Genomic DNA, 13,346 nt, shown 5'->3' with positions numbered 1-13,346 from the left:
CTAAAAACGATACCTAGCTAACCACGAGCGGCTCGTCGATCCCGTTGAGAAGTGCGCACCCGTTCCAGTGTGATGCTCGATTGTCGCGGGGGATATTCGGTTCTTGATCTTCGAGAGGATGCAAGGATCTGGTCGACGGGTGACGCGATTGACCCCAATTGTTCCGCATCGTGAAAATAATCGGCCGCGTCTTTGTCTCCTTGAAATGAACATCCACAATGGTGCGGGATTGAAAGCGCGTAGATCGTTCCGGCGTTGACCAACGTTCTCCTCGGCCGACAATCCACAAAGATGAGAATGTCTGAAATTAGGGGGTAGGGATGCGGGGACTTTGTTCCGGTAAAATGATCGGCATGTTGATGGCGGGTACGGCCCTTTGCTCAGGGAGCGGTGCATGGGCGCAAACGGCGCCGTCGGGCGAAAGTGAAGCGAGGCCAGCCGACATCATCGTCACGGCAGGCAAGCGAGAGGAACGGTTGAAGGACGTTCCGATGGCGGTCGACGTCGCCACGGGCGAACAGATCGAAAAGTTCAACTTGTTCGATTTCAAGGACGTTCCCGCACTTGCGCCGGGGCTTCAGATCGCCAACACGTCAGGGCGGGTCAGCGTCGCCACGCTGCGTGGCATTTCGTTCAACCCCGACATCGGCGGACCAGCTGCCGTCGCGGTCTATTATAACGAAGTGCCGGTCGATATACAGACCGTAACCACCGCGATTTACGATATTCGTCAGGTGGAAGTGCTGCGTGGACCGCAGGGCACGCTGCGCGGACGCACCGCGCCTGCGGGAGCGATCACGGTGACGACACGGCGCGCCGACTTGAGCGAGCCGGAGGGCTATTTGCAGGCAACCGTCACCAACAAACATGCGCGAAACTTTCAGATCGCGGCGTCCACACCGCTGATCCAAGACAAGTTGGCGATCCGCGTCGCAGCGGTTCTCGATCGGAACCGAGCCAACCATGTCTACAACATCAATCGTGACGAATGGTCCAACCAGGAAACCGAAAGCGTTCGCGCCACTCTCTCCTTCGCGCCGACGGAGCAGCTGCGGGGAAACATCGTGTACCAATATTTGGAAAGCGACCTGCTACAGAATAGGGCGGTTCAAGGCCCGGGCAACCGCCCCAGTCTGTTCTCACCCTTCGTCAGCGGGCCTGCAATCAGCGCATCCGACCGGCTGGCGGTACATGAAGGATTGTCATTTTACACCAATCGCACACATCTGGTGACGGCGGACGCCTCCTATGACCTGGGCAGTCATCTGATCTCAGTGCTGGGTGGCTTCCAGGACACGTCGCTCCATTCACGCACCGACCAGGATGTGGGCAATGCGGTGCAGGGGTACGATCAGGTGCTAACTGTGGCGGATCCAACTCGAGTATACACGGCCGAAGCCCGCATAGCCTCCGCGTTCGAAGGAATTTTCAACTATACGCTTGGCGTGTTCTACAATGAGACCAAGGCGGGCGGCCTGTCTTCCATTCGCGTCGACAGCTTCTTTGCCAACCGAGTGCCAAACACGCCCTTCCCGGCGAGCATGTTTGCCCTGCCGCTGCTGGCGGAAGTCGACATCACCAACAAGACCAGCGACCTCGCCTTCTTCGGCCAGACGCGCTTGAAGCTGACCGATAAGCTAAGGGTAGAACTGGGCGCGCGTTACACGCGCACCGTGGCTACGGCGCAGAGCTTCCTTGAGGTGACGACCACGGGCGGCGTCGGGATACCCGTACCCGCAGGCATTGTCGTGCCCCGCGTGGCAACGGTCGATCCCGATTTCGTGCGGCAGGTCAATCATCCGCTGACAGGCACGGCCAGTATCAGCTATGATTGGACGCCCGACATCACCACCTACGCCACCTATGGCCGTTCTTACCGCCGTGGATCGGCACAGCTCGGCGTCAATTCTCCGCTGGATTCCGACCTGCTGGTGCTCGACCCCGAACGGTCGGATGCGATCGAGATTGGCTTGAAAGCGCAGATGTTCGACAGGCGCGTGTCGTTAAATCTCGCGGCCTTCTACCAGAAGTTCGATGGCTTCATCGGGCTGGTGACCGCGCCGACTGCATCAGCTAGAAACGGCGTCATCGACGGATCGAACGCCTCAATCAGCTTTAATGGCGACGCTATTTCCAAAGGTGTGGAAATGCAGCTGGATGCACGTCCGATCGATGAATGGGATATTTCGGTTAACGCGTCCTACGCCAACTCACATTATGACAATGCGACGGTTCCCTGCCGGGATTCCAACGGCGACGGCGTGCCGGATACTGCAGGACAGCCTGCGGTCCCTGTGGGCCAGCAGGTGGCGTTCTGCACCACCAATGACCGTTTGGCCAACATCCCCCGCTTCGCGTTGAGCGCCAACAGTGAACTGCGCTTTTCGGCTGGATCAGTGGAACCCTTCATTCGTGGGTTACTGACCTATCGGCCAGGCTTCTATGCACAGACCGCAAACTATAGGTACAATGCCATCACCAACGTCAATCTGTTCGCTGGCATTCGGTCAGCCGACGCCGGATGGGAATTGACGGCGTTCGTCAAAAATCTGTTCAATTCGACACAGATTACCAATGCCACCACCGCGGAATTGCAGATTGCAACGCGCTTCCTGGTTCCAGGGCCAGCGGGCAATCCCACCCCGTTCCGGTCGGGCTATACTAACTTGTCCGTCAATCCGCCGCGCGAATTCGGCATAACGATGAACTACCGCTTTTAATCGAGGAGCCCGCAGCGCTCGAATGATTTCGGGCGCTGCGTTGCGATCGAAACTTCGACGGAACTCCGCGGTGAGATACGGTAGAGTCGATACTGGCGCATTGCCGTCATCCAGTGTTCTCTGGATCGGATGATGCGAATGTCCGGTGGGTTCGGGGCGGACGTCAGGAAGGGTCTGGTCCAACGCCAGGCATGGCCCGTCGAACAAGGGCTGGTAGAGCAGGAGGGACAGGCTGTCCGCCTCCGCCGCGACTTGCTTGTGGTTCTCCAGCAGCGCGAACTCAGCCGGACCAGCCAGCAGATCGAACAGGAAACCGGGCTGAGGCATGTCACGCCGCGACCTGGCGAGATGGTCGAGGGCGTCTACCGCCGCGCCGTCATGTCGGGGACCAGCGCTATGCCGTGATCGAGAAGGCGCATGAGTTCAGCCTTGAAAACCTTCAAGACCCGCGATCAATTCTATCTTCCCGACGACCTGTCGGTGAAGCTGGATGCGCTGACCGACAGCCGCACCGGCTTCGACGACAGCATCGGCAGGACCTACATCCATCGACGCCTCGCGATCGCCGGTGGGAGGCGTCAGCTTCCCCTGCCGATGATGACTCAAAAATCCAGGCCGAAGGATTGGTCGTACAAAACGTGGCGGTGTGCGAATTTCCAACCATCCGGTCTCTTCACCACGGTATCGCGCATGCGTCCGGTAACCACCAGTTTGGGCGCCATCGGCGTTCCGCCTGCATTGATGTTCAAGAAGGAATAATGAGCGATCACAGCGTCGCCTTCCTCCTCGATATAGATGTTGAGGTGGTAGTGTCGGTTCTTTCCGCCAGTCTGATGATCGGATTCCTTCGCATGTTCAATCTGTGCGGCGACCCCTTCATATTTTATTGGGAGATGCTCAATTTCTGTTACCACTTCAGGGACATACAGCCTTTCAAGGCCTGCCCAGTCGCCATAATCTGAGCAATGGGCAAAACGCGCGAGCAATTCATGAATAGCGAACTTGTCTTCAAGAGTAATCATGCTCTTATCCTGCGAGTGGAATGGGAATTGCCGGTGAGGTGCAGTCTCTGCCGAATATGGTCATCCACGATGTCGGTACGGGCGGGCCTTGCATCGAACCCGCCATCGATCGGTCAAGCGGCCCGCTGCTCCGGGCCTTGTGCTTCCGCCGGATAGATACTGGGCGGGCCAGTGTCATATGCCCGGGTCAATAGCCCGATAAATTCGCGATCATGCATCGGGTCAGTCGGCACTTCGAAGCTATGGCCCCTGGCGCGCAGATCGCTGATGAACAGGTCGAAGACATGATCGTGCGTCAGATCGTCTGTATGATCAAGGACCTGTTTAAGCTCTGTCAGATCGATGTACAGTTCAGCCCCCCAATGCACCAGGATGCGTGCCTCCTGAGCCGGAATTGCCTGGATTACCTCACCATCGGACGTGATCTGCCAACCATCCGGGACGGCAGGGTCCGCCTGTAACAACGAATTGAATGCCAGCCCCTTGGGCATGCGCTGATCTACAGGACCATTGGCTTCAGCCCTGTGGTACATCATCTCGTTTTCGGCAACGACACCTTTATTCCACATTGGCGCGGCTATGCGCTGCGGCAGAGCAGCTGGACCGTCCGGCCAATAGGTGAAGCCACCCCCGATCGCGCCGCGGTAGAACCAAGCGATGACCTGGGCTTTCTTCAACTGCCATGATCTGAACAGGCCCGACTTCGCCATCGTATTCAGAAGCCACACGGGCGCGTTCTGCAAATCGATCCCGCGAAACTCGGTCCCGTCAAGGTGCGCCGGATCATTGTTCGCGGCTGGGCCGTTGATGTTGAAGAGCATGTGCGCCGCCTTGGCGTAATCCGCTTTCCAGACGCTGCGGGCCATGTCGAGAAATGGCAGGTTGAGGAAGCAATCTTCGATCTCGGGGAAAAGGCAGACGCCGTTCTTCGCGAGGCACCCACTGAAATAGGGTGTGAGGAACATGTGCCAAGTCAGTTCCACCCCTTCCGGAACTGACCCGGTAGTAGTGGCCATAACCTCTTCAGGCGAATCGAAATGCTGAGCCAGGATCAATTCCCACGGACCCTCGGTCCGCATCACATTGACGAGCCGTTGGAACTGGTCATCGGTGTATGTGTCATCGATTATCCGTGGCGGCGCAACAGGTCGGATCAAGGATCTAAGGTCTGCAACCATGACGGTCCTCTCATGTTGTCTTTCGGTCAGTGTATATATTCGTATCGATCCACCGCCCGGTCTCCCCGCGGTCGGTCAGCCTACTGGTCCAGGGGCCAAGTGGATTGGGGCAACGCAGATTCCGGAGAGGAAGGGGTGAGCATATTGAGCCACGATATCGATGGATCACTAGTTCGGCTCTAACGTTACACTGGATTCAATATCCAAAAATGCTACTGCCGTCGATTGGGCTACCATGATACGGATCGTGGCCCCTTTTGGGAAAGGTGGATGATAGTGGATTCAGCGACGCGGCATTTTACGGCTGCCGCCATCAGAGCGGCGCTGCCTTACCCGCCTTTGATCGATCGCGTCGGGATGGTCGTACGGAATGATGTCGTCGCTCCACAGCGCTTAAGGGCCAATGGAGAGACCGGGGTGGAATTGTTGGCCATGCCTGCCGTCGGTCAGTGTTATGCCGGCCTCAAGCTTCTCACGGTGGTGCAAGCCAATGCGGCCAAGGGGCTGCCAGTGATCGGAGGCTCCTACATCTTGTTTTCGACCGAGGATGGACGTGCGCTGGCGACGATGGACGTGGGCGAACTCACTGGGCGGCGGACGGCGGCTGTTTCCGCTTTTGCGTCCAGGCAATTGTCGCGACGAGAATCCAGCAGCCTTCTGCTGTGCGGCTCCGGCCATATGATCCCTTACCTCGCCGAAGCTCATGCTGCGGTGCGGCCGATCAAACGCATCTCAGTTTGGGCACGCGACTTGGCAAAGGGGAAGGATGCAGCGGAACGGGTGCAGCTGTGCGTGCCGGATATTGATGTGGAAGTCGTATCCGACTTGGATCAGGCGGTTGGTTGCAACGACATCATCTCGGCAGCGACGAGTGCCATCGAACCTATTATTCGTGGCACATGCTTACGCCCTGGTACGCATATCGACCTTATTGGCAGTTACCGCCCCGACATGCGCGAGCTGGATGATGCTGGCGTACAGGCCGCCCGGATCTTCGTGGATAATGTGGACACGGCGCTCTGCGAAGCGGGCGATTTGATCATGCCAATCAACAAGGGGGTTATCGGCCCCGAGGCGATCAAAGGGGATATGAAAGCGCTCGCATCTGGCGTGGCCCGCTGCACGCCGGAGGAGATAACGTTGTTCAAGGCAGTGGGCAGCGCCGTCGCCGACCTTGCGGCAGCCTCTCTTGTGTGGGAGTCACTTGGCGATCAGCGGGGTGCTGATCGTCGTAATGGGCCAAGTGACCCTGAGACGCGCCACTTGTCGCTGGGCGGCCAGCAAGCAGCTATTTAGGGTGCGGCGGGTTTGGCGCACGGAGCATTTTCCATTCCACCGCCAGTTGACAGTGCTGTCAACTAGATAGGCGTGAAACAGGGGCACGAAGGTGAAATGACCGCTAAAATTTTTCCGTTCAGTCGACCGTAAAGATTTTCCCTAGCCCGAAGCGATCCTCTCGCCAGATGCTGGCAGGTCGAGGCCGATGAGCTGAACGTACAACGGCGTGCAAACATCAACTTACCGCTTGCGTCTAATTGTATACGATATACACTTTGTAAACAGGATTCGGAATTGATGCCCGCACTCTGCATGAAGCTTCGGCGGGCGCGACAATATTGGCCAACCATTGGAGAGCATGACATGAGCGAGCAGCAGGCTGTAGAACGGAAAGGCACATGGCGCCTGAAGGATGGCGTCAATCGCATCTGGCGGATTGGACGCCCGATGGCGGGAATTCCTACCGTTGATGACTATCGACTGGAGGAAGCTTCTGTCCCCCAGCCCGGAGAGGGGCAGTTGCTGATCCGGAATATCTACATCGCGATCGCACCGGGCATACGCCCCATCATGCCCTATGCGGGGTTTGAGCCCGAAGTATCCAACCAGCCATCGAAAGGCCGCGTTGATGCATCGGATGACGAAATTCTGATGAGTCACATGACGGTCGGTGATCGCATGCGTTCCGGGATGGTGCCTTCGATGTCCCCCCACACGGGCGGCAATGTGGGGCGCGTGATTGAATCGCGGCACCCAGGCTTCAAGGCGGGAGACTATGTCTTTGGAGGCCGATTCTGGCAGGATTTCGAAGTGGTCGATGGCGACGCCACGCTGCGTGTGGACCCCGAAGACCTGCCGATCGAAGCCAATCTTGGGATGGTCGGCCTGTCCGCCTTTACCGGCTGGGTGGGATATCGACGCTTCTGCGAGGCGAAACCGGGTGAAACCATGGTGATCTCCGCCGCTGCGGGTGCGGTGGGCATGATGGTGATCCAGATGGCCAAGGCGGAGGGGTTGCAGGTGATCGGCATCGCCAGCGGCGCTGAGAAATGCCGCTTTGTGACGGAAGAACTTGGGGCGGACGCGTGTATCGACCGTCTAACGGCCGATGTTGGTGCCGAACTCGACAGGCTCGCGCCTAAGGGCATCGATATCTATTTCGACAATGTCGCCGGAAATCTGATGACGCCGGTATTCGATCGGCTCAAGCCCTTTGGCCGGCTGATCGTGTGCGGCATGGCGGCCGAGTATAACGGCTTTGAGCAGAGCAGCATTTCCACCGGCATGATCCTGGGCAAGAGGCTGCGAATTCAGGGCTTCGTGGTAACGGACTATGAGAGCGAAAACGACGCCTTCCGCGCAGATGTCTCCAAGATGTGGCGCGAAGGCAAGATCACCTACAAGCACCATATGTACAACGGCCTGGAAAGCGCGCCGGACGCGCTCGCTGCATCCCTGTCCGGCGCATATGCCGGTGGCAAGATCATCGTGCAGGTGTCTGAGGATGATAGCAAAGCCTAAGCCGGTGAACTGAAAACGGGATTGAGCCTGTCGAGGACTTGCTCCTTGCAAGTTTTCGGCAGTCTCGGACCTGATTGGAAGAGTGTTGAAATCGTCGGCGCGGGATAGATGACTCCGCGAGATCTGATCCTGGCCGGTCCTACGCGCGGACACGGGTATCACGCATAGTGATCAATAGAAGAATTTGAACAAGTCAGGCACGCCCTGCATGTCCGTTGATAATGTCAGGTATATCACCACCTGAAATAGAAAACCGAAGATTGCAGTGAAATGCCAGCAGCATGCTGGATAAAAAGTCTACACAATCAGGGGAGGTATAAATGCGCTATAAGGATAGCCATATATTTGCTTGCGGTACGGCTTTGTTGTCCGGCATTTTGGCCGTTGTCATTCCGACGGAGGCTTTAGCCCAGTTGGCCACGTCTGATGATCAAGGTCAGATTACAATTCCCGAGATCATCGTCACTGCTAACCGGCGTGAAGAGCGTGGCCAGGACGTGCCGATCGCCATCACCGCCATGTCCCCCGCGCGACTGGAACAGCAGGGGATCAACAAGGAGCAGGACCTGCAAGCCAGCGTCCCGTCCTTGGTCGTCGGGCAGAATGGTCAGGGATCACGCGAATCCAACTCCATCACGCTCCGCGGTCAGGGTGCGACGTTTCAGGCTTCTCCCGGTGTTGTCGTCTATCTGAACGAAGTACCGCTGCCATCCGGAATCTCGCTTAGCCAGCAGGGAGGGCAGGGCAATTTCGTGGATCTCGAAAATCTGCAGGTGTTGGCGGGGCCGCAAGGCACGCTATTTGGACGGAATACGACGGGCGGCGCGGTTCTGCTGGTGCTCAAGAAACCCACGGATAGATTTGGCGGCTGGGTGAAGGGGGAAATCGGCAATTACAATCGAACCAATGCCGAAGGTGCGCTCAATCTACCGGTGAACGAGAAGTTGGCCGTGCGCGTGGTCGGGGCCTATCATGACCGCGACGGTTACACGCGCGATGTGGTTTGGAACAAGGATCGCGACAATGAGCACTGGTATTCAGGTCGCATCGGCATCCTGTTCAAACCTACCGAAACCATCACCAACTATACCATGGCTTACGGGTCGTATTCCAAGAATAACGGTGCGGGCCTGATCCACCAGGGCTATAATGTGGATGGACTGGCCGGCATTTCCATGTGCGCCAATTTGCCGGTTGGTTTCGTGGGAGGATATTCCTGCGATGTCTATCGCGCTGCGTCCGAACAGGCAAAGGCGCTTGGGCCCCGCAAAACGGCGTTTTCGGTCGATGTGTTCAGCAAGATCGAAACCTGGGGAGCGAGCAACACGACAGACATCGAGTTGTCAGACCAGATCACCTTGCGCAATATCGCCAGTTACCAGAAAATGAAGCTCGACTATCGCTATGATAATGATGCTACCGTTCTTCAGCAGCATGATGTCAATCCCGGCAGACTGCCCCGCCCCGGGGCCGTCAACCTGCCAGGAACGGACATTCCCATCATATATTTGAACGAGACCGAACATACCTCCCTGATACCCGACAATCTGCGGGCATGGACCGAAGAACTTCAGTTGCAGGGCAAGATGCTGGACGGCAATCTGAACTGGACTGTGGGTGCCTTCTATTATGATCAGAAGCCCGACGGGCCTCAGGGGTCACGATCGATCTCCTATTGCCCGGCAGTGTCGACGGGATCAGAATCCTGCACGGCTTCGCATGCGCGATATGGTGTCAGCACAGTATCGAAGGCGCTATATGGGCAGGCTACGCTGGATCTGGCGGCGCTTTCGCCATCGCTCAATGGCCTGCGGCTGACCGGCGGCTATCGCCATACGTGGGATCATATCGAAGGTTTTTCGACGCAGTTCAATGACGACGGCTCGCAGCCGGGATTTGTCGTCTGCTCCAAGGATAGCGCGCTGATCGTTCCGGAAGCCACGGCGCTGGACGCGTGCAAGTTTGGCGGATCTCAACGGACCAACTCGCCGTCATGGCTGATCGGCCTGGATTACAGAATATCGTCGAACATCCTGGTCTACGGAAAGGTCAGCCATGGCTACAAAGCCGGAGGCTTCAATACCTATGCGGTATATTTCGGCCAGGGCACCGATCCTGATACGCGTACCTTCCTGCCGGAAAAAGTGACGGCTTACGAGATCGGTATGAAGTCCGATTTTCGGCTGGGATCGGTGCCGCTGCGTTTCAATATTGCGGCCTATTCCACGGATTACAAGGATATCCAACGCACGGCGGGGGATTATAATCCGACGACGGGAGCGGCTGGCGCGCGCACTTTGAACGCGGACGCCCGCATCAAAGGGATCGAGATCGAAGCGTCGATGCGTCCTTTCCCCGGCGTCGAACTGGGCGGTAATTTCAGCTATACCGATGCCAAGTACAAGAAATATCAATATATATCCGCCTCGGGCACGATCGCTTGTAACGGCGCGGTCGCTCCAGGTGGTGTGGCCGATGCATCCTGTATCGACCTGCAATATGTGGCACCCTATATCTGGAGCGCTCATGTTGCCGCCGAACAAGCTTTGGGCAACGACTTGGGGACCTTGTCGTTCTTCGCGAACTATTCGCATACGTCGAAGCAATATACCAATGCCGTCGATATTCCCGGTCGGGAGCCTGGCTCCATGCTGGAACCGTTCGGTTTACTCTCGGTATCGATCGACTGGCGCAATGTGGCGGGATCGGGATTTGATCTGGGGCTATTCGGCACCAATCTGGCGAACAAGCTGCACCGCGTTTCCAGCACCAACAGCAATGGAAGCTTCCTCTTTTCATCCACCCTCTATGGCGAGCCGCGCATGTATGGCCTTCGCCTGAAGTACAGCTTCGGCGGTGAATAAGCGGGCAAGCGACGAAGACTGCCGTCTGCCATCGGGAAGGCCACGACCCACAACAGCTCTCAGGCTGAAAGGACGCGGTTTGGATGAGAGCGGGTCGGGGCACGGCATATTCGAAAAATGACAGAGCGGCCATGCCAGGGAGTTGAACTGGCGTGGCCGCCAAGCGCAGCAGGAGACTGGTGAATGAACGGGACGACAGGCGAAATCATCGCTGCCACACCTGCCGCGAGCAGCCCTGACGGAAGAGCCTGGATGATGGTGTTCCGCGCCTTCCTCGCTCAGAATGTTGCGGTGGGCAGCGCCTTTGGCGGATTTGGCGTTTCTGTGCTGTCGTTGCAGGAATTGCATGGAGCGAGCCGCGGCGAAACGGCGTTGGCATTGTCCTTGTCGGTACTCGGGATGGGATTGGTAAGCCCGTTCGTCGCCGCCCTGATTGCGCGACTTGGACTGCGTTGGACGATGACGATCGGCGCGCTGATTTCGGGCTGCGGCTATGGCCTGCTGGCTGTAGCGCCCAACATGCAGGTAGTGCTGCTGCTCTATGCCGTGCCGATCGGCGCGGGTCTGTCGATGTTTGGCCCGTTCCCCGCCAGCGTTCTTGCCAGCAACTGGTTCAGGCATAATCCGGGTCTGGCGCTCGGCATAGCGAACATGCCGTTGTTCGTTGCGTTGATGCCGATGGCAGGCCTGATCATCATACGAGATCATGGGCTTCCTGCCTTTTATCTCACCCTGGCGGCCCTACATTTGGCCCTGTTGCCGTTGATGATCGGAGTCTCGGATGCAGCGACGCATGGCGTCGAACACACCGAGGGTTCTCTACGCAACGATAGTGGTGCGATGAGATCGATCCGGCCGGTTCTAAGCAGCCCGTCCTTTTGGGTGATGAGCGTGTTCGCGGGCTATCTGAACGCGGTTGGGATAACCGGCGTGTCGCACCTTGCGGCCTTTGCCGCCGAACGCGGCGTGGGCGCCGAGGAGGCTGCGGGCCTGTTGTCGATTCTGGGCGGCGCCGCCATCATCGGTTCTATCGCGGTCGGCATCCTTTCCAACCGGCTGGGAGCGCCCGCAACACTTGCCCTTATCGGTGCAGGCATGGCGATCAGCTGGTTCGTTCTGCTATCGACCCTGTCCTTTCCCATCATGGCGTTGGCCGCGCTGACGCTGGGCGCTGGCGGCGCAGGTATATTTCCGGCGGTGAGCATGTTGTCGGGGCGTCTTTTCGGTCAGCAATCGCTTCCGCGCATCATTGGCCTTTATAGTCCCGTCACTTTGCCGCTGACCTTCTTCTTGCCGCCACTTGCGGGCGTGTTGAGAGACAAAATGGGGAGTTATACTCCGGTTGCGGTCATTGTGATCGGGGGTTGCGCCATAGTGACGATGGTTTTCCTGGCGATGGCGCGTGGGCTCGCTCATCGTCCCGCACCGCCGACGGAAATTTGAAGGTCTAAGGGAGCGCTTCTGCCGCTTGCATGCGGCTCAACGCTGGTGCAATGCGTAGACTTTATCCAATATCAGGATGTTGAACCGCCATGAAGAGGATATCGGAACTGCGGCATTGCATCATGCGGCTGGCGGAAAGCCGGTGATGCCGCAGCAGGTTGTCATCATCGGCGGCGGCATAATAGGATGCTCCGTCGCCTGGTTTCTTCGCCATGAGGGGTTCACGGGCGAGGTCGTCGTCATCGAACGTGATCCCAGCTATCAACAATCTTCCACGACCCTCTCGGCCGCCTCCATTCGTGTCCAGTTCGGCAGCCCCGTCAATGTGGCGTTAAGCCTGTTCGGCGCCGACTTCCTGCGGGACCTGTCCGGCATCCTAGGGCGCCAGGCTGATATCGGCTATGTGGAGCGCGGCTATCTGATCCTGTCGCCCCCGGCGGGGGTTGCTGAAGCCGACCGGCTGCTTGATATCCAACGCGCGCAAGGATGCATGGTAGAGCGCTTTGAACCAGCTGCGCTCGCTGCGCGGTTCCCATGGCTCGCGGTCGAGGGCGTGGGTGTCGGGACATTCGGGCTGCGTGAGGAGGGATGGTTCGACGCATGGTCGTTGCTCGCGGCAATGCGGGCCGCAGCGATCGATAAAGATGTCCGTTTCTGCCGGGCGGAGGCCGACGGACTGCGCGAAGCGGGTGGCCGGATCGTGAATGTCCGTCTGGCCGATGGCACAGAGCTTAAACCCGACTGGGTGGTGTGCGCCGCTGGCGCCCATTCTGGACGGCTGACGGCATCTCTGGGCATTGATCTGCCCGTAGTGCCCAAGAAGCGGAGCATCTATCATTTCAAGGCTCCGCTCGACAACACAGACGTTCCCATGGTCTTCGACACTTCCGGCGCCTGGCTTCGGCCTGAAGGGGAGGGTTTCATCTGCGGCATCTCTCCCGATTCATCCTGTGATCCCGACGCCTATGGTGACTTCGAACCCGACATGTCGCTGTTTGAAGAGCGGGTCTGGCCAGCATTGGCCGCACGCATCCCGTCGCTGGAGCAACTGAGGCTGCTGCATGCTTGGGCAGGCCATTATGACATGAACATGTTCGATCATAATGCAGTGCTGGGCGCTCATCCGGAGATCGAAAACCTGATGTTCGCATGCGGTTTTTCCGGGCATGGCGTGATGCACGCACCCGGCGCGGGCCGAGCGGTAGCCGAGATGATCGTGCATGGCGGTCACCGCACGATCGACATATCGCCGCTCGCGTTCGACAGGATCGCGCAAGGGCGTCCCTACATCGAATCTACCATCTATTAAGAGGACGACAT

10 protein-coding genes are annotated in these 13,346 nt (G+C 58.1%); 7 read left to right on the top strand and 3 right to left on the bottom strand.

Annotated elements, in window-relative coordinates; translation table 11 throughout:
- The first annotated feature begins 359 nt into the window (after positions 1–359).
- Positions 360–2,720 carry a TonB-dependent receptor gene (locus tag SPHS8_RS06865; RefSeq protein WP_201514788.1) on the top strand — a complete coding sequence of 787 codons (2,361 nt, stop codon included), beginning with the start codon at positions 360–362 and terminating at the stop codon, positions 2,718–2,720.
- 138 nt (positions 2,721–2,858) lie between these two features.
- Positions 2,859–3,125 carry a DUF3363 domain-containing protein gene (locus tag SPHS8_RS06860; RefSeq protein WP_201514787.1) on the top strand — a complete coding sequence of 89 codons (267 nt, stop codon included), beginning with the start codon at positions 2,859–2,861 and terminating at the stop codon, positions 3,123–3,125.
- Between the two features lie 18 nt (positions 3,126–3,143).
- Here the strand turns inward: SPHS8_RS06860 and SPHS8_RS06855 are convergent, their stop codons facing one another.
- The 3 genes from SPHS8_RS06855 to SPHS8_RS06845 form a co-directional block, all read right to left on the bottom strand.
- On the bottom strand, positions 3,144–3,326 hold the full coding sequence (locus SPHS8_RS06855; protein WP_201514786.1) for a hypothetical protein: 183 nt from the start codon (positions 3,324–3,326) through the stop codon (positions 3,144–3,146).
- The gene (locus SPHS8_RS06850) at positions 3,323–3,742 is read right to left on the bottom strand and encodes a nuclear transport factor 2 family protein (protein ID WP_201514785.1); all 420 of its coding nucleotides are present in this window, start codon (positions 3,740–3,742) and stop codon (positions 3,323–3,325) included. The genes SPHS8_RS06855 and SPHS8_RS06850 overlap by 4 nt, the downstream gene beginning before the upstream one ends.
- Before the next feature lie 113 nt (positions 3,743–3,855).
- On the bottom strand, positions 3,856–4,608 hold the full coding sequence (locus SPHS8_RS06845; protein ID WP_236574995.1) for a hypothetical protein: 753 nt from the start codon (positions 4,606–4,608) through the stop codon (positions 3,856–3,858).
- A 729-nt stretch (positions 4,609–5,337) separates the two neighbouring features.
- Here SPHS8_RS06845 and SPHS8_RS06840 point away from each other — a divergent pair.
- From SPHS8_RS06840 to SPHS8_RS06820, 5 genes are all read left to right on the top strand, one after another.
- Complete coding sequence (locus SPHS8_RS06840; RefSeq protein WP_201514783.1) at positions 5,338–6,216, top strand: hypothetical protein; 879 nt, start codon at positions 5,338–5,340, stop codon at positions 6,214–6,216.
- Positions 6,217–6,561: 345 nt separating this feature from the next.
- On the top strand, positions 6,562–7,719 hold the full coding sequence (locus tag SPHS8_RS06835; protein WP_201514782.1) for an MDR family NADP-dependent oxidoreductase: 1,158 nt from the start codon (positions 6,562–6,564) through the stop codon (positions 7,717–7,719).
- 320 nt (positions 7,720–8,039) lie between these two features.
- On the top strand, positions 8,040–10,583 hold the full coding sequence (locus SPHS8_RS06830; protein WP_201514781.1) for a TonB-dependent receptor: 2,544 nt from the start codon (positions 8,040–8,042) through the stop codon (positions 10,581–10,583).
- A gap of 183 nt (positions 10,584–10,766) precedes the next feature.
- On the top strand, positions 10,767–12,026 hold the full coding sequence (locus SPHS8_RS06825) for an MFS transporter (RefSeq protein ID WP_201514780.1): 1,260 nt from the start codon (positions 10,767–10,769) through the stop codon (positions 12,024–12,026).
- A 76-nt stretch (positions 12,027–12,102) separates the two neighbouring features.
- Positions 12,103–13,335 (top strand): NAD(P)/FAD-dependent oxidoreductase, encoded by a 1,233-nt coding sequence (locus SPHS8_RS06820; RefSeq protein WP_201514779.1) that lies wholly within the window; start codon positions 12,103–12,105, stop codon positions 13,333–13,335.
- Positions 13,336–13,346 lie beyond the last annotated feature (11 nt).

Source organism: Sphingobium sp. S6 (genome assembly GCF_905120495.1).
In the GTDB taxonomy this organism is placed as follows: Bacteria; Pseudomonadota; Alphaproteobacteria; order Sphingomonadales; family Sphingomonadaceae; genus Sphingobium; species Sphingobium agri.
Note: the sequence above shows the minus strand (reverse complement) of the source record. Positions and strands in the feature narration are given on the sequence as shown.